Origin of the sequence: Shewanella piezotolerans WP3, from assembly GCF_000014885.1 — a bacterium.
Taxonomy (GTDB): domain Bacteria; phylum Pseudomonadota; class Gammaproteobacteria; order Enterobacterales; family Shewanellaceae; genus Shewanella; species Shewanella piezotolerans.
Map to the genome: position 1 here is coordinate 3328420 of NC_011566.1, position 25813 is coordinate 3354232.

Here is a 25813-nt window from a genome sequence, read left to right on the forward strand (position 1 = left end):
GGTTTATCATGAGAGTTTGTGGCGTAGAGTTAAAAGGTGGCGAAGCCATCATCAGTTTATTAAGTTATGAAGGCGAAACCTATAATGTGCCTGATTGCCGTCAGAAATCATTCGCTATTTCAAACTCAGCGCAAACCGAAACGATTCGGGAGTTTCACTTTGCCTTTGGTAAACTACTAGAAGATTATCGTGTTGATGAAGTTGTCATCATTGAACGCGAACAAAAAGGTAAAGGTGCAGGCAGCATAACCAGTTTTAAACTTGAGGCTGCTATTCAAGTATTATCACTACCTGTAACCCTCATCTCCCCTGTTATCGTTAAAGCACAGCTTAAGCGTAATCCGCCGCAAGTTGACTTTGAAGGTCTTGGGCTTAAGCGTTTCCAAAAGAATGCTTTCGAAGCGGCTTATGCTTCTCATAACTTAACCATCTTCAAGGTAGAAGAAGAGTAGTTAAAGAGAAATACAGCTAGGGACGTGAACCTTGATGCAAAATTAATGCTAAAAGGTTGCAACTAAATGCTACCGTCCCTTTTATAATATCTCCCTAATTGACTAACCTCATTATGCAATCTCTTCCTTATCTAAACGGCTACCAGAGTGAAATTCAACAGCAAGTTCAAACCTTATTATCGCAAGGTAAATTAGCCGATTTTCTAATTAAAAGACATCCAGAAATCCATTCGGTACGCACAGACAAAGCACTCTACGACTACACCATCGCGATAAAGAATCAATATCTACGTAAATCTCAGCCACTGTCTAAAGTTATCTTTGATGACAAGATATCCCTTAAGCATCAAGCGCTGGGTTTACACTCCTATGTTGCACGTAAACAAGGCTCAAAGATAAAAGCGAAGAATGAAATTCGTATATCTTCACGACTAAAGAGAGTGCCAGAAGGACTGCTAAGAATGGTGGTCGTGCATGAGCTTGCACACCTAAAAGAGAAAGAGCACAACAAAGCTTTCTATCAGCTATGTTGTCATATGGATGGAGATTATCATCAACTTGAGTTTGAATTAAGGCTATTGTTAACCCTAATCGATGCCGATCAAAATCCCTATTGCTAAGTTTGCCACTTTAATTGATAACGATTTTCATTTACAATATACGTAGTAAGGTCAAACTGTGAGTTGTAATGAAGCTAAAGCAGCAAAGTCATCAACAAAAATATCAAAGCAAGTTAGCTAAATCACAGCGTAAACTTAGGTTTTACTCCTCTTTGACAGCAACAAACTGCATCGAACGTGCTTTTTCTCTGAATAAGCGCCAACAAAAAATAGAGAAATATCAGCTTAAAATTCTTAAATATCAAGCTAAGCTTGCAAGCCACAATAACGTAACCTCACATCCTATTGCTTATAAAAGGCTTCACAGTGCTAACGACAACGGTGCTTTTACATCACTGAGACTCATCAACAAATTAAGCCTCAACAGTGCAAGCATCCATCGTCCCTACAAGGCTACTCCCTGTAAAAGTTGCCCAGCACTTAGAGGCAAAGCCTGCCTATGTGCGTTAAAACAGCAACAACGCCTGCAAGCTTTAAAGGTTAGCTTGTAAACAGGCAAAATAAAGGCCATCAGTTGATGACCTTTATTTTAACGAAGATTGGCTATATTCGACTTTGAATTACCAAATTTAAACTTGTCCCATCATCATCTTTCTCACCCGAACTAATTGCTCAAAGGCACCCATCTGCTTTTTAGATAATTGATTTGCCATTGGGATCTTGGCTTTCATTGGATCAACCGCTCGGCCATTAATATGGAATTCATAGTGTAAGTGCGGCCCAGTGATCCTGCCTGTATTGCCCGATAGCGCAATGACTTGGCCACGAGATACTCGCTGACCTTTATGCACCAAAGATTTCGACAGATGTAAATAGCGAGTACGGTACTTATTACCATGCTCTATCACCACATACTTACCTGCAAATCGATGATCGGTAACCAATGAGACAATACCATCACCTGGCGCAATAACTTTGGTGCCTATAGGCGTGGCAAAATCAGTACCATTATGTGGGCTTGTACGGCCTGTTACTGGGTGATGACGATGTGGGTTAAATCGAGAGCTTATACGATAATTTCGCTGCAGTGGGATTCGCTGAAAGGCGCGCGCTAAGCTTCTGCCCTGCTCATCGTAGAAATTACCATCGGTGAATTGATAAGCATTAATACTGCTGCGGCCACGGTCGATGGTGACCCCCAAGATATCACTCGACCCCGTAGCTACGCCGTCAATGTATTGATCATTGATCAATACAGAGAACTTATCGCCTGCACGTAAGTCACGAGCAAAATTGAGTTTCTCTTTCAATAATGACTCAACCCGTTGGATCTGGGCGGCATTTAGCCCCATTTTCTGCGCTGAGAGATAAAAAGAACCATTTATCTCACCCGCAACACTGCGATTACGCCAAATACCTTCAATGTTGACTTCATTTACATTAAAAGAACCATCATCAAAACGACTATAAGTGACCTGTCTAGCTGCGCTAAAGTAGAGTGTTAACTTCTCAAGTTTATCAGCTTCGTCAAGCCAAAACTGGATCTCATTACCAGGTTGAAGTGTATCTAGTGCAAGTACGTTTAGATCTGCTTCTAACACGCGATACATGGTTTGCTGATCGACGCCACCTTGTTCAAATAGGCCACTTAACGTGTCCCCTTTAACAATCACTTTTTCAAATCTAGGTTTATCTAACAGTGTATTGATTACAGGAGTCGGGGTTGACTGAGAGATCAAAGCATCAATATCGAGCTCAACCGGGATCCTTTGTGATAGTAACTGTTGATTCTGTGGCAACATAAATGCTGCGCCAAACAGTAAAACCGAACCAATTAGGATTTTCCGATGCAGAGAAGGCAAAGCTGCAAAACGAAAAAGCGACATTTTAAAAAAAGAAATTTTACCTGACTGCAACCTAAGTCCAACCTTGAATTATTATTTGTTTCATTCACGCCAAACGCCCCCTATTATTGAAGGCTAGCGTCAATTTATACCAAATAATCTGCCTGTAAAAAACTATTTCAGCGCACAAAACAGCAATTTTATCGCATGTTTAACCTGAAATTAGTCAGTCATAATCCTGCAACTAGGTGAATTCACTTGAAATGTAACGTCCGAACAAATTATTAATCGGTACAAAAAAGGCCTAAATCGAATATTTAGGCCTTGTTAAAGTCTTAAAGCAGGTTGCTAACTACAAGGACTATTACCTCAAGGCAGCACAATAAAAATTTCACTACCAACAGCACTCTTGTTGATATCGATGCGGGTGCCAATCTGCTCTTTCATTTCAGAAACGTGGGAAATTACCCCAATCATTCGCCCTGCCGATTGCAAGTCCATCAAAGTACGAACCGCCAAGTCAAGCGAGTCTTGATCTAAGCTACCAAATCCTTCATCGATAAATAGAGTGTCCAGTTTAATACCACCAGCATAAGCCTGAACCACATTCGATAATCCCAATGCCATAGACAGAGCAGCCATAAAGCTTTCTCCACCACTAAGTGTCGCCACCGGCCTTACTTTTGAGGTGTAAGCATCTTCCACTTCAAGCTCTAGCCCTGATGCTTTATTGCCTTTGGCACGTTCCTCTTTGCGGATTAAGCGATAACGTCCCTTACTCATCAGCTGCAGGCGTTCACTCGCCTCGAGTAATACATCATCGAGTAATACGCTCAATACAAAGCGCTGTAAACTCACCTTGTTACCCGTTTGACCATTGGCAACATCTGCTAACGTACCAACGATTGCGTACTCATCTTCTAATTGTTTAGCTTGAGAATCGGCATCGTTAAGCTGCTTTTGAGTATTAGTTAACTGCGTAACCCGCCCTTGCAACGCTTGCCACTCCTGCTCAGCTTGTTGTTGCTCTGTTTGTAATAGGTTCAATTGAGCTGCAATGTCTTCCAATTCAGGTTTCGATTGCTGCTGCAGTTTTTCATGTAACTGAGCCAAATTAGCTTGGTTTGCTACACAATCCTGTTGATATTGATTTATCTCGGCAGCAAGTTGCTGTAGCTGCGCTTCCGGCAACATGGCTTGAATTAATGCCTGTTGCTCACTAAAGCCTGATGATGCTAACTGTTCGCTAAGTGATATTTTTGCGTTATCTGCAAGTTCTGTCGTTTGTGACAGATTAGCCTCAGCACTCACCAACGCCGCTTTGGCTGATGCATCTTGCTCTAGCGCATTAGTGTGAGATTGACGAATAACATTTATCGATTGTTGTTGCTTGGCAAACAGTTGTTCAGATTGAGTGATTGCGCTATTAAGCGAATCAACAGTGCGGTATTGCTCTGGAATAGCAACTAAAAGCTGCTCTAACTGTCCTTGCAATGTGGCAACTTGTGTCTGTACGCCTTGGTATCGCTCACGCTCTGTATCTAGTGCTGTTCGCAGCGTCTGCTCTTTAACTTGCCAGGTTTGTAGCTGCTCTCTTAATCTCGCTAATTGTTGTGTTGCATGGCTCGCGGTTTCAACCAGCTTTTTCAACGCCTGTTGTTGCTCGCGAAGCTGCTCAACTGATAACGCAGCACTATCGGCTGCTGTCTGCTCTATTTTTTGCTTTAATTCATCAGCAACTTTTATTTGCTCTTGCAGTTTAGTCGTGAGTCCAGAGTATTTTGCTCTAGCTTGAGTAAGCGCCTCTGCGGCCTGGTCCTCAGCTAGTTGGGCTTGTTGCAATTGCTCTTCAGTCGGCAATTGTTGCTCACTTTGAGCAAGGTTAGGATGCTCAGCACTGCCGCAAACTGGGCATGGCTGGCCCACGGTCAACTGTTGGGCCAACATCGCTGCCTGCCCACGGTGCCAAACTAACTTTAGTGTTTGATGCTGAGCCTGTGCTTGGGTAAATACCTGCCGAAGCTGCTGACCTTGGGCTTTTGCAGCTCGCAAAGCAGTCTCTGTGGTTTCAACTTCAGATTTGGCTTTTTGCCAATGAGTAAAACGTTCAATTAATTCACTGTGCCCACTAAGCGCTTGTTGAGCATTCACCAACTCGGCTGCAGCACATTCCAACTGCGGCACTTGCTGCTCCGCCGTTGTTCTTTCAGCTAATAGCCCATCAAGCGCTGCTTTTGCTGCCACACCTTTTTCTTGCGCTTGTTCGCGTTGGCTGCTTGCTAATGCCAAGGCGTTTTGCGCACTATCTAGCCCTTGAAGTTGAGGGACAAGTTGAACTAATTGTTGTTGCTCACTTTGAGTTTGTTGTAGCTTTAGTTCTAATTCTGCCAAGCTGCTATATTGAGTTAGGCTAAGCGCCAAGGCATTTTCAGTTTGCTGCTTGGCAAATCGTGCCTGCGACACCATATGTTGAGCTTGCGATGCTTCGGTATCGCGTGCTAAAGACATCTCAAGCACAGGTTTAAGCTGTAATGCCTTTTGACCAGCGTCTAAACTTGATTGCTGTAGATCAACAGTCTCTTTTCGCGTGGCTAATTCAGTTGCGGTTCGCTTAAGTTTATCTAAGTTTTCAAAATCGTTTAGCAGTAATTTAGCCATTTCAAACTGCTTATTGACCTCAATAAGAGCCAGCTTTGCGGTTTCTTTTTTTTCGGCTGCTACAGCAAGTTTTGGTGCCAGGTTATTAAGCTCATTTGACAGCGCTTCATCAGACTCTACTGCGATATTGTGCAGCATACCGTCACGTTTATTGCGGTGATCCCGCACAGCGCCTTTTATTGCCGCAGCCTTAAACTTAAGTTTATCTTCTATTTTTCGATAAATTTGCGTCTGGAATAACTGGCTAAATATCTTCTCACGATCTTTAGAGTCTGCCATTAGCAACTCTCTAAATTTACCTTGAGGCAATACCATCACTTGCCGAAATTGATCGGCATCGAGTCCGGTGAGTAACTCAATTTCTGTTGTAGCTTCAGACACTTTACTCGGTACAAGTATATGTTCTGTGCCATCGGCATCCAGCTTATAAAGCTGCGCTTCAGGTTTTTGTACTGTATAACCATCGCCACTCTTCTTCGCTCGCGGCTGCTCAGGCACTCGGCGAATACGATATTGATTGTCAGCCAATGCAAACGTAAAAGTGACCTCTGTTAACACATCATCATTGGCTATATCGCAGCGCATCTGGCTGCCTTCACGCTCATCACCGGTGGTTTTTCCATAAAGTGCAAAACAGATAGCATCGAGCAAAGTTGTTTTACCCGCACCTGTTGGGCCATTAATCAAAAACAGTGGATGAACGCCAAGCGCTTCAAAGTCTGTTACTTGTTGGCCACCAAAGGGCCCAAATGCAGACATGGTTAACTTAATCGGCCTCATGCTTGCTCTCCCTTATGCAGGGAATCTATGGTATCGACTATCGCACTGTGCTGCTTTTCAGTTAAAGACTCGCCATACACTTGAGAGAAGAAGTCGCTGAACATATCCAGTTCACCTTTTTTGATATGCTCTTTACCAATATCAAGTTGTTGATTTTGAGCCATTAGGCCAGTTCGCTCAAGGTGTAATACATTGGGGTACACCGCGCGTAATTTCCCCATCGCGTCGAGAATGGCACTTTTATCAAGAAGGCGAACCATTAAGTAATCATCTCGGTTAGGATCAGTTTGTCCCGCAACTAAGATATCCGATAACAGTCCTTCAACGATGCGAACATCTCGCTTGCCATATAGGGGTAACAAACTAATATCTGCTTTGCCAGTCGAGTCAAACTCAACCAAAGTGACTGACTTTTTCTGATTTTGCTCACTAAAGGAATATTTCAACGGCGAGCCTGAATATCGGATCTGTTCACTGCCTTTATATTGAGGTCCGTGCAAATGCCCTAAAGCCGTATATTGATAGTCTGAAAATAAACTTGGTGATATTTTATCGGCGCCGCCGATGCTTATTGGCCTTTCTGAATCGGATTCACTGCCACCATCTAAAAAACAGTGGCTGATCACCACTTTAGGTAGCTCTTTAGCATCATGTTCAGTCACTTGTTCAAGCAGCTTTATCATCGCCTCTTCATGAGTACTGACTTCACATTCAAACACGTGGCGCACCGTGGCTGGATCAGCATAAGGAAGCGGGTAAAACATAGCGTTTCCTTGCTTTCCTTTCAGCTCAATGGGATTTAGCGAAGCGCTTAAAGGCCCAATAATGTGCAGTCCACTGTCCTGCATCTGTCTTGAAGCAAAGCCTAATCGCTCATGGCCATCATGATTACCGGCAATCATAATTACTGATATTTTAAGCTCGTTAACTAAGGTATTTAACACTTCATCGAGTAATGCTACTGCACTTGCTGGCGGCACTGAGCGATCATAAATATCACCTGCAATAATCAGTGCATCAACATCTTGCTCTTTTGCTATTTCGATAATTTGCTGCAAGACATAGCGCTGATCGTCTAGTAGCGACTGATTATGCAGTTGTCTGCCAATATGCCAGTCAGAAGTGTGGATAAATTTCATGCATTCTCGTTTAAAAATGAAGGAGATGAGAGAGTCTTCTATAGTAAGAAAAGCCTCCTTGCTATACAAGTGTGATTGCCCGTCTAGGGGCTATTGGTCTTTCAAGCTTAATTTTTGTTTGAATTCAATGCATTTAAGCCAAGACTTAAGCGATGGTGCTTAGCGAGCTAAGTGAAAAGCTCATCACGCAGCAATAAAAAGCATTGAAACGAACCCGAAGGGCAACGCTTCTTGGCTGTTTTTACTGCGCTGCAGGCTATTTGTGGAGAATAACTAAACGGCATAGTCTCCACCTTGTTAAAATAGTCAATAAACTGCGGCAAAAACAACCGTGAAAAATCAACATCCCCTAGTACGCTTATAGTGTGAAACCGGTTTAGAGCAATAGGTTTCTATTAGATCTTACTTTCGCATTTGAGAAAGCCAATTAACGATTAAGGGGGAGAATTTGGTTATTTGGGCTATTACCCGCATTAACTTTTTGTAATGAATCATCCACGTTGGTGCAAGGAGCGCAACGTACAATTCAGTTCTCAGCAAACAACTCATTAGGATAACAAAATGAAATGTACTAAATTAATCTGTATTGCACTGGCTTTCACACCACTAGCAGCCTTTGCCGACAAAGAAGATGATGCTCTAGCAACATTAGCACTGCAACGGGCGAATTTTAGCTTAGAGCAGGCAGTCGATAAGGTTACTACCGATTACGCCAAGCATATCGTCGAGTTTGAAATTGATGATCATAATAATCAAGCAACCTACGAAATTGAAGCGGTTAACCTTAAAGCGGAAGAGAAACATAAGATTGAATTAAGCCTTACTGATGGTGCCGTACTAAAACACAAAACTAAAAATAGCTTAAGCCGTTTAGACGATGAGGATCTTTTAGCTTTACAAGAGTTACAAGCCTCGAGCTTTAACTTAAGCACAACCATTGCCCAGTTGAAGCAAAAATATGCTGCCGATGTCATCGAATTTGAATTAGAGAATAAAAAAGGTATTACGTTCTACAAGTTTAAATTAATGGGTGAACAAGGCCTAACTCGTGTCATTGTAGATGTCACAACAGGTAAAGTTATACCTGTCATGAAGCGCTAATTCAGTCTATTTTATGGGGGAGAGGCACTCCCCTTAGGAGTATTTTTGCGAATTCTTGTTATTGAAGATAACCTAACAACTCGTCAATACTTACAAAAAGCCCTTAAAGAACAGGGTTATGAGATTGATTTGGCTGAAAATGGCCAAGATGGTTTATTTTTAGCCCTTGAAGGCGACTACCAATTAATTTTACTCGATCGGATGCTACCTAAACTAGATGGTTTAACGGTATTAACTACGTTAAGAAATGCGGGAAAACAAACACCCGTCTTAATTCTAAGTGCTTTAGACAGCGTTTCAGAACGAGTAAAAGGGCTGCGTGAGGGCAGTGATGATTATCTGATCAAACCTTTTGCTCTTTCTGAACTGCTGGTACGTATTGAGATATTGATTCAGCGTAAAGGTTCGAATAGTGACAAACAAACCAACGTCTTGCAGGTCGCAGATCTAAAGATGGAATTACTGTCTCGAAAAGTATTTAGAGGGAAAAATGAAGTTATTCTTCAACCCAAAGAGTTTAAGCTACTACGTTATTTAATGGAGCATAGCGGGCAAGTCGTGTCTCGCTCATTACTGTTTGAAGCCGTTTGGGATTATCAATTTGATCCACAAACTAATGTGATTGATGTGCATATGGCAAGATTACGAAAAAAGGTAGAATTTGATGGTCTTCCCTCCCTTCTTGAAACAGTACGTGGCGTTGGTTACCGCATGGTGGAACAGGGTTAAATCTGCTCACTCAGTTTGGCGTTTAACCCGCTTATATACAGGCTTATTACTATCAGTAGTCGCCATTTTGCTTGTTGTGTTGTACCAATTAAGCATTGGTCAAATGAACCGGCAACAACAATTACAAATGGCGAATATTATTGCTCAACAAACATTACTTGCTGAGCAATTGACGACTACGCAATTTGTTGAACAATTTGAACTACAAGCTCACAGCTCAAGACAATACATCTTAAGCTATCAAACTGAACAACAATCTATTGGTAGATTGAGTGAAGCCCCAACATTACCTCAATGCCCAAGCCTAAGTCGCTTCCCAATTTGGTTAGATCAATACGATGAAATTAGACTGGTTTCTGGTTGTGCACAGCCTTTAGGCTCGGGAACACTCATCGTCGCCGTTGATGATGAATCATTATATGAGCTTAAAGCACAATTCATAAGCGCATCTGCGATAGCTTTGTGTTTGGCCATCTTGTTAGGCCTAATAACAGGCTTAATTTTCTCCGTACGAGTGTTAAAACGCATCAATGGTTTTAACCAAGTGGCGTTGCAGGTTGAAGCAGGTCATCTTAGCGCGCGGGTTGCTATATCAGAGCAAAATGATGAATACGACCACATGGCCTCACATATCAATACTATGCTTAGTCAATTGCAACATTCTTTTGAAACTATAGCAGGAATAACTGATGCGATAGCCCATGATTTACGAACCCCACTTAGCCATTTAAGACAGCAAATTGAATCTGAAATATTAGATAAGCAGCTTGAAAACCTGCCAACTGAACAATTGGAATCGATGCTGCAGAAACTTGATGAAATACTATTCACTTTTAGCTCAATGCTTGAGCTTACCCGTTTGCAGCAGCAACGCGAGGACAATAGCCAAAATTTCACTAACGTTAATTTACAGCAAGTCATCATCGACGCAGTGGACTTAATCGAGCCAATTACTGAGAATAAGCACCAATTTATTGCTCTGCAGCTACCATCGCCTTTATTTATCCAAGGTGATGCCACTTTACTGTTTCGCGCCGTATACAATTTATTAGAAAATGCCAGTAAATATGCCGGTGATAATGCACAAATTGAAGTGAGGTTGACGCCTAACGGATTTACCATTAAAGATAACGGCCCTGGGATCTGCGACAGCGAAAAAGAGAAAGTCTTTCAACGTTTATATCGCATTGAAAAAAGCCGTGGAGTCGCAGGTTTTGGCCTAGGTTTAACCTTAGTGAAAGCCATAATACAACTGCATAATGGTACCATTGAATTGTTGGATAATAACCCTGGACTCACTGTTCAAATTACATTCGCAAACTAAGCGGTACATAGAATTTTCTAGCTGCCGCTTATACCCATCCGACATAAAAATGCAGGATTCAGCGGGAGTTTAATGGGCTTTAGTCACAGGTTCATTGCTCCATGCTGAGCCTAAACACCTACATCTGACCTCCAGGGATGGAGGGAATGCCTTTAGCATGTTAGGAACATACTAGGCCATGTAGGTGAGGCATTGATTGCAGCTAATGGTCGATCCCTTGGTAAAATCAATAATACCAACCAGTATAAGAAGTTGATCTACTCAGAGCGTTTTTGGCACGCTAATTCAAGGCCGGCTAATTCAAAGTGAGTAATGACATAATGGTTATTCCCTTATGAGTTTATTCAACGCAGAAGTAGCAAGCCAAAAACACTCCTAAAGGCGAGTTTTAGCGGCTTTGATGCTGCGTTAATGAATTTGAACGTAGAATAACTATGCTCTTCATTCATTGCTAACCACATGGATGTGGTGAATGTCATTAATGCAGGAGCATTTAATGACCTTACCTCAAAGTCGCTAAACTCTCGCTGAGCGATCAAATCTTTATACTGATTGGTATAACACAGAGTAAAGCCCATGCTTTTTATATAAGAAAAGCCCATCGAAGAAGGGGTTGTGCAAGCCCACTTCGTGGTTGCGCCAACTTTAAAGGGAATAACCATTTCCACGTTAACGCGCCTAGCATTGAATTAGCACAACAGCTCTGAAACAAGCATTTTCAAGTGGGATGGGTATATACAGCACTTTTATTGTGCTTTGGCATTAATCTCCAACCGTCCACCAATGGAGAATCGAGCGCTATAGTGACGGGTTGTCCCTAAAATAGTAAAAACATGCGCCTTTAGAGTTAGCAACAAAGAACAATCCCCTCAAAAATGGAAATGATGACCACAGATAAACGTGCAATGATAAGCGCACTCTGGAGCACAGTAAGCACTTTCGCAGTGCACTCCAGAATTAGAATTTATCAATTAATTTCGTTAACAAAGTCAGCACAGTTAAGGCACTCAAGCTTAGTTGTTAACACTTATCGCTTTAATCGCTAATGCTGTAATGTGGACAAATAATTTACGATTTATTTAACAAAACATGACCCATTGCAAATTAGTCACTATTAAATAAAAAAATCAGTGCGTTTGTCGGTGAATATTGTTACTACAGGCTCAGGTAAACTCTTTCGTCATTTTCAGGTATCGTTTTCATGCAGTATTCAAAGTTTGGTGAGAAATTTAATCGTAACTCCGGCATTAATCAGTTAATGCAAGATCTTAATGACGGACTGCGCACACCAGGTGCGATTATGCTGGGAGGCGGCAACCCAGCCACCATTCCAGCGATGCAGGATTACTTTCATCAAGCATCAGCAAAGATGTTAGCAAATGGCGAACTTGTAGCAGCTTTAGGTAATTATGATGGCCCTCAAGGGAAAAATACATTTCTAAAGGCGTTAGCAAACTTACTTAAAGAATCTTACGGCTGGGAGATCAGTGAGAGAAATATCAGCCTAAGTAACGGTAGCCAAAGTGCCTTTTTTAATCTATTTAACTTGCTTGCAGGCAAGCAAGTCGATGGCAGCCACAAAAAGATCCTTTTGCCTCTCGCACCTGAATATATTGGTTATAACGATGCGGGTCTCGATGATGATATTTTTATCTCCTATCGTCCTGAAATAGAGCAACTCGATAACCGCCTATTTAAGTACCATGTTGACTTTGAGCAATTAGAAGTTGATGACTCCGTTGCCGCAATATGTGTTTCCAGACCGACAAACCCAACCGGAAATGTACTCACTGATACTGAAATAGCTAAACTCGACGAGTTAGCTCGCGATAATGACATACCACTCATCATCGACAATGCCTACGGTACGCCGTTTCCCAATATCATATTCGAGGAGGTTACTCCTTTTTGGAACAGCAACACCATATTGTGTATGAGCTTATCAAAATTAGGTTTGCCAGGCGTTCGCTGCGGCATAGTGATAGCTAATGAAGAGATCACACAAGCGTTAACCAACCTTAATGGCATCATCAGCCTAGCACCAGGAGGCTTTGGGCCTGCGCTAGCAAAGCACATGATTGACTCCGGTGACCTATTACGCTTAAGTGAATCGGTTATTAAGCCTTTTTATCAGCAAAAATCTGAGTTTGCTCTTTCACTGCTACAACAGTCCATCACAGATAAACGATTCAAGATCCATAAACCTGAAGGCGCTATGTTTCTCTGGCTGTGGTTTGATGAGCTGCCGATTACAACCAAGGAACTTTATCGCCGTCTAAAAGAGCGCGGTGTATTAATTGTGCCAGGTGAATACTTCTTTTTTGGTCAAAAAGAGGACTGGGCTCACGCACACCAGTGTCTACGGATGAACTACGTGCAAGACGAAAAACAAATGCGTGCAGGAATTGCAATCATTGCTGAAGAGGTGAATAAGGCATATGAACAAATTTAATGAGCTCAGAAAATTAAGATAAATATCATCTCCGCATAGTAAACAACTAAGCTCAATCCATAAAAATCCAGTACAAATAGTCTGTACTGGATTTCATTAACGCATTCTAAACCAAACTATTTTGAATGCTTTCGTGACGACTAAAGCCCGTAACCATATGGAGGTTAACTAGAACTTAAAGTTTAAACTCACATGCATAAAGCGACCAAGCGTGTCGTAAAAACCTGCAACAGTATTTGCATTCGACGCAATAGTATTACCTACCATTGGAGGCTCTTTATCGAAAATGTTATTAACACCTGCTGTTACTGACATATAGTCAGTAAAAATATAGCTGCCATTCAAGTCAAAGTAGTTATACGCATCAATACCACCTTGTTCTACGAGGCGCTCATCCGCAGTACCATCATAATCAATTTCACCATAGTAACGCCATTTTGCAGCTAATACCCAATCATCTGCACTGTACTTAGCTGTCAATGTATGTCTCCATTTAGGAGATGCAAAACAGTCAGAGTTAACAGTTCCTGCACAGTCATAGTTGAATTCATCTTTACCAACGACTGGCCTTATCTCCTTTTTCATTGCATATGAGCCAATCAGATCAAAAGAAAGATCACCACTTGCCAATTCAAATAGATAACTGGCAGAAGCATCTACTCCTTCCCATGTTCGACTGCTTACATTTCCTATAATATTTGTAACATAACCACTTTTTCCTAACCACAAGCTTCCTGACGGGCTACGGTTCACATTGCTACAGAAATCAGATTCACCACTAACGGCACAAATATCTAGAATTCTTTCAGCGCCTATATAGTCAATCACATTTTCCATTTCAATATTAAAGTAATCAATAGAAAAACTTAGGTTATCTATTGGGTTAGCAACCAGCCCTAGCGTTAATGTCTCAGCTTCTTCTGGTTCAAGATCTGGTGAGCCACCTGAGAACTCGTTGTATTGTCCTGCATCATTAGGGTTTAAGTTACCATATTGAGAAGCCGTCACCCCGGTGTTAGCACATTGTGCTGCGGTGTACTTAGTATTGCCTTTATCATCGGTAGTACAACCATCAGAGCCATCCCAAAGTTGAATCACTGGACTACCAAATAATTCATTTACATTTGGTGCTCTAACAGCTCGGTTAAAACTTGCACGGAACATATAATTATCAGCTAATGTATAATCGGCACCGACTTTATAAGTCCAGTCTCCACCTGTAGTTGAATAGTCTGAATAACGAGCGCCCAAATCAAATGCTAAATTATCTAGAACAGGAATTTGAACTTCCGTGAAAACTTCATTCACATCTATTTCACCGAATAGGCTTGGGTTAGGGCCACCTTGCCCCAATAGTTGACCTTCTGAATATATAGTATCCGAAATTCGTTCATAGTTTTGTTCACGACGCTCGAAACCAAATACCATCGCGATAGCATCGGAAGCAGAAGGAACTGTAACCCCGATATCGCCAGTAACATAACCATTATAAATCGTTTGGGTTACCAATCCCGTTTGCGTTCCTACACCAGCCAGTTGTTCTGCTTGCTCAGCAGTGACTCCATCAGGCTCAAATACGTTGTAATACAGGCAACCGTCTTCTTCAACGCATTCAGTATCAACAGCACCAACTCTTGGCGCTATCTTCGGTGACAGCAAATCATTTATGTAAACAGATGATGATGAAGTTGCGGAGTAATTAAAACTCACATCATAAGTCCAGTTATCATTTATATCGCCTTCAATTCCCGTCAAAATACGATATGAATTATGCTCAAGATTATTAGCACGAGCACCGCCTTCGACATTACGCTTACCGATATAGGCAACGAACTGATCTGCATCAGTTTGATTAAACTCAGCCTGCAATTGCTGCTTCTGTAAGTCTGTCATTAATGGATTATTGTAATCCATCAAAATCTCTTCATCGTAGAATGTCCCAGACTCAGCAATTTGACCAGCAGTCCGGTTTTGCATAAACGAAAGTTCCACATACGGACGAGCATGATCGTTTATTTCATAATTTATAAATGAACCAAAAGAGATTCGTTCATTGGGACGCATGAAATGATTTATTGGTGCATAGTTATATCGATAACCATCATCAGGCTTAAACCCATTGCCATTGGGATCGGTATAGCCCCAATAATTTTGATCATAATCAACATTGCCGTTGACTACAGGATAAATATCAAAGTGTGCTAAAGGCGTTGTCGAAGAGCCAGCACATTCCGATTGTTTTGCATTCAATACACAAGAAGCATAGTCACGTGAGCCTTGCAGTAACTCATCATTTCGACGCCAAACTGCATAGGCTACAGCGTGACCTTTTCCATCACTAAACTCACTGCCAATCGTGAGGTCGATATTATAGGTTTTACCATCAATATCCGTATTGCCAGATGGGTAGTCATAACCTTTCTCATCCATTAACCCTTGAATGTAACCGTTATCATTATCATGTTGGTAACCTGAAGCGCCAACATTGATTGAGATACCATCAAAGCTCTTATCCATTATAAAGTTAACGACGCCTGCAACTGCATCCGCGCCATAAACAGCCGCTGCTCCGCCAGTCATCACTTCAACTCGCTTAATTAAAGCCGCTGGGATCTGGTTAATATCCGCATCTTGAGATGTAATACTGCCGGCTTGCATTCTACGACCATTGATTAGTACTAACGTGCGGTTACTGCCTAGACCACGTAAATCTAGAGACGAGGTACCAGTTGCTCCATTTGAAAGAAATGAATTTTCTCCGGCTTCAAGTTGTGGCAGCTGATTAAGAATGTCTTCGACATTAGTAAACCCGCTCATTTTTATCTGCTCCGCATCCATCACGTGAATGGGAGAGGAAGTCTCCATATCAGTTCTTTTAATTCTTGAACCTGTGACTTCAATGCGCTCAACACTATCCTCTTCGTCTGCGAATACAGCAGGAGCTGCGAATGCGGCAGTCATAGCGCCACTGACGAGTGCTAAGCGTACAGAGTTGGTGAGTAAGTTATTCTTATACAATGTAAATCTCCCTATATACTGTTTTTATCTACCTAAGTAGGCTGATTAATTACAAAGACGCCAAACTAGCGCGTTTACATCCTTGCAACATCCGGGATACAATATACACAGGTAAAGTTGACTTACAACGACCAAAAATTTAGCTACTAGAAACCTAGAATTAAGTTTAATTGTAATAACAAATAAACGAGATTTTATGCTTTCCTTATTCCAATTAAGTTGAAATTTTAATCGAAAACAGTGCAACCTGAGTGCACTTGATATGAAAATATGTGCATGAATTATTAGTCGTACTGACTAATTAACACATTGAATAACATAAGGTAAATAGAGACATTACAAGATATTCCTTTACCGTCATCAATAATTCGACGCTAACAAAACTTTTCATTTACTTAATGGTGAAGAGTTAAACCTATAGGCGTTCATTTTGCTGATTTTTAAGCATTGCAATCTTATTGAAGAGTGCATAAGCCTGAGTGGCCTTTAATCATAATTAATACTAGAAATGGAATGGAATATGTTTTAAATGTTTGTAATTGTTATAGTAAAAGACATAACAGCAACCTGTAACGCCACTTTTTCTTCCACACTAATCAGCTATAGCAAAATCAGCTAATTTCATACTTATTGCTTACTACTATTTTGCTGTATTACATTTGAAGTGACTACATTGGGTAATCCACTCCACAATAAGCCAAATATCTAGTTAAAAGCATTCATACAAGCGGCGCTTGACCGCACTGCCAGCGAGATAAATTGAGCGCTTTATGCAAAGATTGCAGATTATATCTTGGGTTAATCGAAAGGAGTGCGTAAGTTCAATCCCTGTAACTTACGCATACTTAAAGCATAAGAAGCTATAGCTTAATGCGCATGCCCATGGCTTGTTTTAAAGTTGTCTCTGCGCTCAACGGCTGTGACTTTGCCACTTTTATCAACGGAAAAATATAGCGTCTGTTCAATTTTGGCGTTATAGCCTTTAATAACATATCCATCGCCAACCTCTTCAGCCATAACAAATTCTGACGTGGCAACAAGCGACCAGCTATCATCGAGCTTGCCTACAGACATTCCGTGATCTTTAACTGCGAGCATTTTTGCCGATGTTTGCGCTTGCTTGATAGCCATGTCGGCATTGATGGTGCTATGACTATCACCATGGGCAAATGCTTGCGTTGATAGCGCCATGAGTCCGGCACAGATTAATACTGATAACTTATTCATTTTCTCTCCTAAATCGAGTTTGTATTGAGCTAATAAAGATTACTTCAAACCTTCAACGATATATTCACCGCTAAAGCTGAGCTGAATGTTGATACTTTTGTCCGTTTTGTTCTTCCAGTACCAACCGTGTGAGCCGTCGAACGGGACGGTAAAACTGCCCTTCATCTCAGGCAATGTGCCGATGGTGTAACTCTCAAAATAGCCCGTGGTATCGCCCGCCGGCTCACCGTGCAAGTCAACATAAAGATCGCCGCCATCTGTTTGCCATTCATAAGTGACTTTTTCAAATTTGTTCATCGACAGCTTGTATTCAATGCCCTTACCCGCTGGCACGGTGAGTACCACAGATTGATTGGCACTATCGCCGCTTTGCTGAGCCCCTTGAGTCACCTCACCTTGCTCGTTAAACACGGTCAGCCCTAACGCCTTCCCCACACCCGTTGGATCGATGTTGTACTCAGCTGGCAAGATAAACAGCACTAATACGATGCCGGCAACAATTGACGAACCTAAAGTCGCTTTAGTCAGCGAACCGTTATTTTCTGTTGAGCTCATAAAAATATTTCTCTTTTTCATTAGTTAATAAAGTATCCAGTCAGCTGCATGCCAACTAGCATAAATCCAGCACTCATAAGTGCAATGTTGGTGACGCGAGCAAACTTGTTAAAGCTGCTGTGTCTACGCCAGTAATTAATCCCCAGTAATATGAACATCAGCGCCATAAATTGACCGAGTTCAACGCCAACATTAAAGGCGATTAAGTTAGCGACGAGTCCATCAGACGGCAGGTGAAACTCCTGAATTTTGGTGGCTAAACCAAAACCGTGAAACAGGCCAAAAATCAATACTGCGGCCTTAGGGTTAGGTTGTACCCCGAACACCTTTTTAAAGCCGCCTAAGTTATCAAAGCCCTTATAGACCACCGACAAACCAATGATTGCATCGATAAGATAAGCATTAACCTGTATGCCACCCAGTACACCCGACATCAGCGTTAAGCTGTGGCCAACAGTGAACATGCTGACGTACAGCAACACGTCCTTACTGCGACGTAGGAAGAATAAGACCCCGACTAAAAACAGTAAGTGGTCGTATCCGGTAACCATGTGCTTAGCGCCGATATACATAAATGGCAGGATCTGCACCCCGGTGTTACTTTGTAAAAAATTGCGCGTACTATCATCAACGCCATGGGCAAAGGCTTCTATGGAAACCAATGCCATTAACATCAATAATGGATACAGCAAATGCGTGAGCTTAAATCTACCTAGCATTTCGATTTCTCTTCTATTAATTGTTGAGTTGGACCCGCTTTATTCGCCGCCTTAGCGTGGAATATGCGATATAAAGCAGGGAGAACAAATAGCGTCAGCAGCGTTGACGAAATTATTCCGCCAATGACCACCGTGGCCAGTGGCCGTTGTACTTCTGCACCTATCCCGGTATTTAGTGCCATCGGCACAAAACCTAATGAAGCCACCAATGCCGTGGTAATAATTGCGCGCAGACGCGTAAGTGCACCGGCAATAATGGCACCATCAAGGCTGAACTTATTGTCTTTACGCAGATCACGAATGAACGACACCATGACTAAGCCATTAAGGATTGCGATCCCCGACAGTGCGATAAAGCCCACCGCCGCCGATATTGAGAACGGTATGCCCCGTAGCATTAACGCAAACACCCCACCTGTTAATGCCAAAGGTACACAGGAGAAGATAATCATTGAGTCTCTCAACGAGCCTAACGCTAACAGTAGTAGGCCAATGATCAGCACTAGAGTTACTGGCACGACAATACTGAGCCTCTCGGTTGCAGATTGAAGCTTTTGGTAAGTCCCGCCATACTCCAACCAGTAACCAGCAGGCAGTTCAACCCGCGCCTCGATAGAGGACTGGATGTCTGCAACAAAGCTACCTAAATCGCGACCACGAACGTTAGCACTCACCACCACTCTGCGTTTACCGTTCTCTCGATTGACTTGGTTAGCGCCAGCAACGAGTTCTATCTCTGCCAGCTCCTGCAAGGGCACAAAGCCATTATTCGCGGTTTGGATCGGCAGTTGATGCAGATTGTCCACATCACTACGCTGACTTTCGGGCAAGCGCACCACGATGTCGAATCGTCTATCACCTTCATAGAATTTTCCTGCTGTTTCACCTCCTATTGCTACGCCAACCTGGCGCTGTAGCTCTGCTTTAGTTATTGAATATGCCGCCAGTCTGTCGTCTTTTGGCTGTATGGTTAAAATCGGTAAACCTTTTATTTGCTCAACTTGAATATCTGCCACGCCGTCAACATCGCTAATGGCGGCTTCAATTTCAGCACCTAGACTGGCTAAGGTTTCAAAATCATCACCAAACACTTTAATTGCCAGCTCTGAGCGCACGCCGGCCAAGAGTTCGTTAAAGCGCATTTGAATAGGCTGTAAAAATTCATAGCGGTTACCCGGAACAGGCGTAACTAACGCTTCGATTTCAGCCACCAGTTCTATCTTGGTTTTACTCGAGTTTGGCCATTCATCGCGTGGTTTAATGATAATAAAGTTGTCTGCAACGCTTGGCGGCACCGCATCTGTGGCAACGTCAGCGGTGCCCACTTTGGCGAAAATACGCTCGACTTCAGGCAAGGTTTGGATCCGCTCCTCAAGCGCTTTTTGCATCGCAATTGATTGACTAAGCGAGGTGCCTGGTATGCGTAGTGCATGCATGGCAATATCGCCTTCATCCAAGTTAGGCACAAATTCACTGCCCATTTTGGAGGCCATAAAACCAGCCGATGCCATTAACATGGTTGCGGTAATCACCACCAGCCAACGCGCCTTAAGCGCAAATATCAGTGCAGGGCGATACAGCGACAAACTGGTGTTAATAAAGATGTTTTCACGCTCGACGACAGGACCTTTAAATAGCAATGCAATCGCCGCAGGCACAAATGTTACCGACAACAGCATTGCGCTTAGAAGTGCGATAACAACGGTAATTGCCATTGGGTGGAACATCTTGCCTTCAACGCCTTCGAGCGCAAAGATGGGCAGATAAACCGCGGTAATGATGAATACGCCAAACATCGCTGGACGAATCACCTCGCGGGTGGCTTCAAATACCAAATTAAGCCGTTCAGTTAACGGCAGCGTTCTATCCTTTGCTGCGTGACTTAAACGGCGCATACAGTTTTCGACAATAATGATCGCGCCATCGACGAGCAGACCAAAATCCAGCGCACCTAAGCTCATTAAGTTTGCACTTACACGGGTTTGCACCATGCCTGTCACAGTCATTAACATCGCAAACGGGATCACGGCTGCGGTTAACAGTGCCGCGCGCATGTTGCCTAACATTAAGAACAAAATAACCGTGACGAGAACGGCACCTTCAACCAAGTTCATTTTTACCGTGTTGAGGGTTTTGTCCACCAGCTTAGTACGGTCGTATACAGCGGTGGCGACGATCCCTTGCGGCAAAGTACTATTGATCTCAGCTAACTTTTTACCAACATCGCGCGCCACTTTCTGACTGTTTTCGCCAATTAGCATGAACACCGTACTCATGACCACTTCGCGGCCATTTTGAGTGGCTGCGCCGCTGCGAAGCTCCTTACCTTCTTGGATGGTTGCCACGTCGCCCACGGTCAACACTTGATCAGTGCCCGTTTCGAGTGGAATACTGGCAAATTTTGTCAGATCTGCCACTTGCCCAGGAATACGCACTAGCCACTGAGCGCCATTCTTCTCAATAAAGCCAGCACCTTTATTTTGGTTGTGCTCACCGATCGCGGTGAGCACATCTTGCTGGGTGATCCCATGAGCCAGTAGCTTTTCAGGTTCAATAGCGACCAAGATTTCACGCTTGAAGCCGCCAATAGGGTTAACCTCAACCACCCCCTCAACTTGCATCAATTGCGGTCGAATAATCCAGTCATGTACGGTGCGAAGATCGGTTGGGGTAATCGTTTTGCCGTTCTCATCTCTGCCCCCCTCTTCAACATCGACGGTAAACATGAAAATTTCACCAAGACCACTTGAGATAGGCCCCAGCTGCGGCTCTAACCCTAATGGCAGATCTGCTTTAGCAGCGCCAACACGCTCACTAATAAGCTGACGGGCGAAATACACATCGGTATCATCACTGAATATGGCAACCACTTGCGATAGGCCATAACGAGAAACTGAGCGGGTATTCACCAAATTGGGCACACCCGCTAAGGCGGTTTCCAATGGAAAGGTCACCCGTTGCTCAATTTCAAGTGGCGTATATCCTGGTGCATCAGTGTTAATCACCACTTGTACGTTAGTGATGTCTGGCACCGCATCAATAGGCAATTTAGTGAAATTCCAAATGCCTAATGCAGCGACGGCTAACACCATAACCATGATGAGTTTGCTGCGCTCTATAGAAAATTTTAAGATCGATTCCAACATATTGGACCCCTAGTGATCGTGTGACGCACCCGATTTTTCGATATCGGCTTTAATGAGGTAACTATTAAGCGCGACATATTCTGTCCCTAAAGGGATCCCGCTTAACACTTCTACCCAAGGCCCCGCTTTGCGCCCAAGCTCCAGCATCCGCACTTCGTACTGCTCACCAATCTTGGCGTACACCACGGTAAAGTCTCGAAAGCTCTGCAGGCCATCAGCTTTAACCGCCATCGGCACTTGGTAACTGTCGAGCTCTATTTCTGCTTTGAAAAATTGTCCAGCATTTAGCCGCCCTTGGCGGTTGTCGACTTCGGCGCGAAACACTTTGGCTTGGTCGCTATTCAATTCAAACAGTGAGTCAGTGATATAAGTCACTATCGGCGCGTCTAGCCCAGTAATATTGAGCAATACTTTGGCGCCGACTTGCACTTTTTGTACATCAAGCGGAAAGACACTCAGCTCTGCGACTAACTTGCTGGTATCGCTGATGGTAAGTAGGGTTTGCGCATTCGCTTGTTGGCCCAAAGTGACATTTTGCTTGGTCACTTGGCCATCTATTGGCGCGTAAAGGGTATAAGGCTGCAGGCTTTCATTGCTCTCTATGGTCATCAAAAGCTGCCCTTTTTTGACCTTTTGTCCAAGCTTCACATGAAGCTCCTTCACCTCTCCGGCAAAGCGAGCGCTGACATGGGTCACCGCGTTAGGCGCTAGCGTCATCGTCCCAAAAACAGCTAGCGTTTCATTGAACTGCTGAGGCTCAACATTTTCGGTGATGATCTGCATTTTGTCGGCTATCAAGGAGTTAATCAGAGTACGTCCTTCAAAATTGTCGTAGTCCCACTGATAGGTTTTTCCGTTATATTTAGCCGTTACCGTGACAGCGAAAGAGTGCGGCTCGTAGATCTCCATGTCACCACGAAGGTAGTCATTTTCGGCATAGAAATTAATATCATCAATACCATCTCCCAGACGAGTGAGTTTGACGTTGATATCAATATCTTCAGGCGCTATTGGCAAGCCATTGGTTGTTGCAAAAACGCGGAACTCAGGTGGCATACCATCTTCAAAAATAGCCAGTTCAACGGTTAAATCTTGCTCTTTTAGTAAGCGGCCGTTATTGGGACCTTTCTCTTCAACTTGGGGACTCACCTGCTCTGCACTCTGAGCTATCGCGGTATGTGTTGCAAAACTGCCTGCCGCTAAATGCGCCAACAAAATGGCCTTAACTATTGGTTTTAATTTCATAATCTTCTCGTTCAATTATTAAGAGAAACACCGGTTAAGCGTTCAAATTCAATGTTATTGATATGGACATCGGTATAGGCTTCAATCAGCTCATACTGGGCACTGATCAGTTCCTGCTTGACGCCGTACCAATCGGTAAAGTTGTATCCACCCAGCAAATAAGCACGTTCGGCTTTTACAGCTGCACTTTCTAACAGCGGCACGGTGCGACGATTGAGACTTTCGATGACATGACGGCTGTGACTTAACTTGCTGTTAAGCAGCTGCAAGTTAGTACTTACCCCTTTGACCCATGCATCTGACTCTGCCTGTTGCTGATTTTTCTGGGCGTTAAGCGCGATAATCTGCCCCTTGTTACGATCGTTACCGCCGAGTGGAATTGAAACGCCCGCGATAAAAGAGAAATCATCAACTTGTTCATCACGCTTCATGCCAGCTGTTACCTGCCACGCAGGATTTTGGGTTTGACGGGCGAGAGCTATTTCAGACTGCTTTATCTTTTGTTGCTCAATAAACAGCTGCAACTTCGGGTTACTGCGCAAATTTTCAATACGCTCAGCAGACAAAGTTTGCGAATTGGGGATGTTAAGCAGGTTGCCATCGACGATAAAATCGGAGCTACCGTTCCACTGTGCGGCTAATGCCAGCTTGCTAGCAGCGATCTCATGGGTAAGATCTTCAGTCACTAGCAACTTCTTAGATAGGTCTGCTTCGGCACGTAGCTTATCGATGGCATTGGATTTGCCAGCTTTTACCCGTTCGCCGATACTTCTAACCGCAGCAGCAGCCTCAACTTGGGCCATTTTGGCGAGCTTTAATTTTTCCTGTTGAGACAAGAGCCGAACAAATATTGTCGCGGTATTGGCTGCAAGCTCGATGGCCTGCAGGTCTCGATTAAACGTACTTAGAGTCGATTGAGCGCTAGCGACCTTCTGTCGAGCATCGACGATATCGCCATCGAGTAGCCAAGATAGACTCAAGGTGGTTTGCATTGCAGAAACCCCTGAACGATTACTGCCACCAAAGGCATCCTCGATACCAACCCCCATAGTCATAGGGCTAGATACGCCCGCTTGCTCTATCCTACCTTCAGCCGCTTTTGCCTGATAAATATAAGTTTTAAGCTGTGGATTTTGCGCAAACGTTAACCCAATGGCATCCTTCAACGTGACCAGCTGTTGCGCCTGGGCGATAGGTGAAATAGCACTAATACTTAGCAAGCTTAGTGTGATCCCAATATTAAACCGATTGACGATCGGTTTTAAGTTTATGTTTTTACAGCGATGCATTAACCTTATCCTTACGCCCTAAGACGAGAATTTATGTATTAAACCGAGAGGCTATCGGTTTTATGGGTAAACAAAAGCCTGAAGCTTTGCCAAATTTAGTGGGTAAAAAGAGTCTCGATTAAATGATGAATTCCATCAATTGAATAAGCCGATACCGCAGTCACTATAATCATTAGTGTGATAGTTAACGGGCTACTTATCGGTTTAAGCGTTAACTCACCGAGCAGTGAATATACCCGCTGCTCTAGAATTTCAGCACCAAAGCTACTTACCATTTCGTTATCAACCAGGTTATGACTACCGGCATTCAAGCGGGCAACTTTGACCAATGTTGAGGCGATAAATGTTGAAGAGTATTTGCTGCCTATCACTGCATTGTCTGCAGCTTGCTCCATGGCTAGCACCATTTGTAGCTTCAATCGCTGCGCTATCGGGATGACAAAAAAACTTGCTAATAAATTAAACAGCCACTTTTTGAGTGGATCTCTGCTAGCCATATGCGCTCGCTCATGCATTAAGATCACTTGCTGTTCATCTTCGCTACTATTTGCAAGCAAGCCCGAGGTGATATAACAACGCTGTTTGATAAAGCCGCTTGCAAAAGCACTTAATTCAGGAGTTTTAAGCTGATAAACGCCATCACTGAGCGGCGTTGATAACCCATGTAAAGATTGCATTGATTGCTGATGTTGACGCAAAGCTCGTAGCTTTTTCAGTACAGTAAAACTCAACCCTAGTAGAGCGAGGATCAAGGTCACAGCGTGCCAACTTGCCAGCTCAAATGTAGTCATATGATGCCAGTGCGCATAGGCACCCGTTTGTTGAACAAAGGGAGAGCTCAGATCAGACAGAGAAAAGTACAAAGCGACAACAAACGCGGCGACCCAAGGCAAAGAGACCACCAACCACAAGGCAACCTTTCGAGATTTCAATTCAAAACGGGCCACTTTAGCATCAAAAATAGCGACTAATATCGACACGATAATATTTGCAGCAACAAAGCTAATAACCGCAATCGCGCTAATGTTTAGCCACAAGGCTAAAGTGCCTTCAATCATTATTTACTTTCCTGTTCAAGCTTAAGTCTTTGCTTTTCTATCATCAGCTCTAAGGCATCGAGCTGGCTGACATTGAGATCGTTAGATATTGAAGAAAAAGCAGCGACGAGACTGGTTTCGCCTTCTGCGACGAAATCACTGGCCACTGAATTTATCAATTGCCCTATCAACTCATGTCGCTCGATTTTCGCTTGATACTGAAAGGCATGCCCTTCTTTATATCGGGACAGCAAACCCTTTTTATAAAGTCGGTCTAAGGTACTTTGAATGGTATTGTAGGAACCGCCTCGCTGCTTCTCAAAATAGGCGTGCACCTGTTTTGCGTCAGCTGACTTATTTTCCCACAAATAGTGTAAAACAAGCTTTTCTAACTCCCCTAACTGCATATTTTCATCCCCTAAATTCTATCCGACATAACATTTTAGCTAAAAACCTATCGACGATAGGTTTAATATATAGAAAAGTAAAACCCATTGTCAATCGGTTTTATCCATCTCGCTCCTTAATGGAGTCGCTA

The 25813-nt window shown here is 43.1% G+C and carries 20 protein-coding genes; 7 read left to right on the forward strand and 13 right to left on the reverse strand.

Annotated elements, in window-relative coordinates; all coding sequences use genetic code 11:
• The first annotated feature begins 8 nt into the window (after nucleotides 1–8).
• The 3 genes from SWP_RS14195 (at nucleotide 9) to SWP_RS14205 (ending at nucleotide 1563) form a co-directional block, all read left to right on the forward strand.
• Nucleotides 9–452: a DUF3010 family protein gene (locus tag SWP_RS14195; RefSeq protein WP_044555949.1), complete on the forward strand. Its 444-nt coding sequence runs from the start codon at nucleotides 9–11 to the stop codon at nucleotides 450–452.
• Nucleotides 453–565: 113 nt separating this feature from the next.
• Nucleotides 566–1072, forward strand: coding sequence for a M48 metallopeptidase family protein (locus SWP_RS14200; RefSeq protein ID WP_044555950.1), 507 nt, complete (start codon nucleotides 566–568; stop codon nucleotides 1070–1072).
• 68 nt (nucleotides 1073–1140) lie between these two features.
• Entirely contained in the window at nucleotides 1141–1563 is a 423-nt protein-coding gene (locus SWP_RS14205; protein WP_020913234.1) for a hypothetical protein, read from the forward strand.
• A gap of 78 nt (nucleotides 1564–1641) precedes the next feature.
• Here the strand turns inward: SWP_RS14205 and SWP_RS14210 are convergent, their stop codons facing one another.
• The 3 genes from SWP_RS14210 to SWP_RS14220 form a co-directional block, all read right to left on the reverse strand.
• The gene (locus SWP_RS14210; RefSeq protein WP_020913235.1) at nucleotides 1642–2928 is read right to left on the reverse strand and encodes a peptidoglycan DD-metalloendopeptidase family protein; all 1287 of its coding nucleotides are present in this window, start codon (nucleotides 2926–2928) and stop codon (nucleotides 1642–1644) included.
• A 297-nt stretch (nucleotides 2929–3225) separates the two neighbouring features.
• Nucleotides 3226–6294, reverse strand: a complete 3069-nt coding sequence (locus tag SWP_RS14215; protein ID WP_020913236.1) for an AAA family ATPase — start codon at nucleotides 6292–6294, stop codon at nucleotides 3226–3228.
• The gene (locus tag SWP_RS14220) at nucleotides 6291–7433 is read right to left on the reverse strand and encodes an exonuclease SbcCD subunit D (protein WP_020913237.1); all 1143 of its coding nucleotides are present in this window, start codon (nucleotides 7431–7433) and stop codon (nucleotides 6291–6293) included. The genes SWP_RS14215 and SWP_RS14220 overlap by 4 nt, the downstream gene beginning before the upstream one ends.
• 561 nt (nucleotides 7434–7994) lie before the next feature.
• Between SWP_RS14220 and SWP_RS14225 the strand changes: the two genes are divergently transcribed.
• The 3 genes from SWP_RS14225 (at nucleotide 7995) to SWP_RS14235 (ending at nucleotide 10587) form a co-directional block, all read left to right on the forward strand.
• Nucleotides 7995–8534: a PepSY domain-containing protein gene (locus SWP_RS14225; RefSeq protein ID WP_020913239.1), complete on the forward strand. Its 540-nt coding sequence runs from the start codon at nucleotides 7995–7997 to the stop codon at nucleotides 8532–8534.
• A gap of 45 nt (nucleotides 8535–8579) precedes the next feature.
• Nucleotides 8580–9263 (forward strand): winged helix-turn-helix domain-containing protein, encoded by a 684-nt coding sequence (locus tag SWP_RS14230; protein WP_020913240.1) that lies wholly within the window; start codon nucleotides 8580–8582, stop codon nucleotides 9261–9263.
• A gap of 103 nt (nucleotides 9264–9366) precedes the next feature.
• Complete coding sequence (locus SWP_RS14235; protein WP_228371066.1) at nucleotides 9367–10587, forward strand: HAMP domain-containing sensor histidine kinase; 1221 nt, start codon at nucleotides 9367–9369, stop codon at nucleotides 10585–10587.
• Nucleotides 10588–10931: 344 nt separating this feature from the next.
• Here the strand turns inward: SWP_RS14235 and SWP_RS14240 are convergent, their stop codons facing one another.
• Nucleotides 10932–11255 carry a hypothetical protein gene (locus SWP_RS14240; protein ID WP_044555951.1) on the reverse strand — a complete coding sequence of 108 codons (324 nt, stop codon included), beginning with the start codon at nucleotides 11253–11255 and terminating at the stop codon, nucleotides 10932–10934.
• Nucleotides 11256–11788: 533 nt separating this feature from the next.
• Here SWP_RS14240 and SWP_RS14245 point away from each other — a divergent pair.
• On the forward strand, nucleotides 11789–13039 hold the full coding sequence (locus tag SWP_RS14245; RefSeq protein WP_020913243.1) for a valine--pyruvate transaminase: 1251 nt from the start codon (nucleotides 11789–11791) through the stop codon (nucleotides 13037–13039).
• 168 nt (nucleotides 13040–13207) lie between these two features.
• On the opposite strand, the gene SWP_RS14250 is transcribed toward SWP_RS14245, so the two are convergent.
• The 9 genes from SWP_RS14250 to SWP_RS14290 form a co-directional block, all read right to left on the reverse strand.
• The gene (locus tag SWP_RS14250) at nucleotides 13208–16057 is read right to left on the reverse strand and encodes a TonB-dependent receptor (RefSeq protein ID WP_020913244.1); all 2850 of its coding nucleotides are present in this window, start codon (nucleotides 16055–16057) and stop codon (nucleotides 13208–13210) included.
• Between the two features lie 867 nt (nucleotides 16058–16924).
• Nucleotides 16925–17284, reverse strand: a complete 360-nt coding sequence (locus tag SWP_RS14255) for a DUF6488 family protein (protein ID WP_020913245.1) — start codon at nucleotides 17282–17284, stop codon at nucleotides 16925–16927.
• Between the two features lie 39 nt (nucleotides 17285–17323).
• Nucleotides 17324–17839, reverse strand: a complete 516-nt coding sequence (locus SWP_RS14260; protein WP_020913246.1) for a hypothetical protein — start codon at nucleotides 17837–17839, stop codon at nucleotides 17324–17326.
• A 20-nt stretch (nucleotides 17840–17859) separates the two neighbouring features.
• Nucleotides 17860–18507 (reverse strand): HupE/UreJ family protein, encoded by a 648-nt coding sequence (locus SWP_RS14265; protein WP_420804971.1) that lies wholly within the window; start codon nucleotides 18505–18507, stop codon nucleotides 17860–17862.
• A 44-nt stretch (nucleotides 18508–18551) separates the two neighbouring features.
• A complete protein-coding gene (locus SWP_RS14270) occupies nucleotides 18552–21704 on the reverse strand; it encodes an efflux RND transporter permease subunit (RefSeq protein WP_020913248.1) in 3153 nt (1050 codons plus the stop codon).
• Between the two features lie 9 nt (nucleotides 21705–21713).
• On the reverse strand, nucleotides 21714–22949 hold the full coding sequence (locus SWP_RS14275) for an efflux RND transporter periplasmic adaptor subunit (protein ID WP_020913249.1): 1236 nt from the start codon (nucleotides 22947–22949) through the stop codon (nucleotides 21714–21716).
• Between the two features lie 11 nt (nucleotides 22950–22960).
• Complete coding sequence (locus tag SWP_RS14280) at nucleotides 22961–24238, reverse strand: TolC family protein (protein ID WP_020913250.1); 1278 nt, start codon at nucleotides 24236–24238, stop codon at nucleotides 22961–22963.
• Between the two features lie 95 nt (nucleotides 24239–24333).
• Nucleotides 24334–25296, reverse strand: coding sequence for a M56 family metallopeptidase (locus SWP_RS14285; RefSeq protein WP_020913251.1), 963 nt, complete (start codon nucleotides 25294–25296; stop codon nucleotides 24334–24336).
• Nucleotides 25296–25682: a BlaI/MecI/CopY family transcriptional regulator gene (locus tag SWP_RS14290; protein ID WP_020913252.1), complete on the reverse strand. Its 387-nt coding sequence runs from the start codon at nucleotides 25680–25682 to the stop codon at nucleotides 25296–25298. The genes SWP_RS14285 and SWP_RS14290 overlap by 1 nt, the downstream gene beginning before the upstream one ends.
• Nucleotides 25683–25813 lie beyond the last annotated feature (131 nt).